Origin of the sequence: Hyunsoonleella flava, assembly GCF_004310325.1 — a bacterium.
Lineage (GTDB): Bacteria > Bacteroidota > Bacteroidia > Flavobacteriales > Flavobacteriaceae > Jejuia > Jejuia flava.
Map to the genome: position 1 here is coordinate 1 of NZ_SIRT01000031.1, position 608 is coordinate 608.

General features: G+C 50.3%; 1 protein-coding gene. It reads right to left on the bottom strand.

Going from position 1 to position 608, the window contains the following annotated elements:
- Positions 1–242 precede the first annotated feature (242 nt).
- The coding region (locus EYD45_RS16800) for a hypothetical protein (RefSeq protein WP_165453959.1) at positions 243–608 on the bottom strand (366 nt) is incomplete at its 5' end.

Sequence of the window (608 nt, forward strand, 5' to 3'; positions counted from 1 at the left end):
AATCACACAGAGACGTTGGTTAGTGTATCAAACACAAAATACTGTACATGCACAATTTGCACAGGTGTTGTTCGCACTTCTTTTAACTTCTTGCATTATTTGGCAAAGATCTTAATTTGAAAAAGAGGCAAAGGATTGAATTTGCATTGTGCATTACTCTTCTCAGCCTAAACTGGTGTACTTTCTATGCTCTATCATCTATTACAGGCTGCTGCCAGGTGGCTTGCTCCAGTTTGTGTTCTTTACTGAGCAGGCAGGTACTGGTCCAGGTAGACCTTGATGCCGTCGATGGCGTCGCTCAGCTGGTTGCCGAAGCGGGGGCGCACGTAGTGTCCGTACAGACCCAGCAGTGTTGTGCGGGCCTTGTCAATAATGGGACCGGCCTCCTGGCCCACGTTAGCGGCAACCTTGACCAGGGCTTGGAACTCAGGCTTGGTCTGCAGGGTCTCCATGTAATCTTTGGCGGCAGTTGCACGTTCGCTGGTACCAGCCTGCTCAATCATGGGAGCAGCGGCAGCCTGCAGCTTGGCGTAAGCATTCAGGATCCTCTGGTAGAACACAGCCTTCATGCCATCATACTTTTCAACAAGATCCGCTGCTGGTGTAGG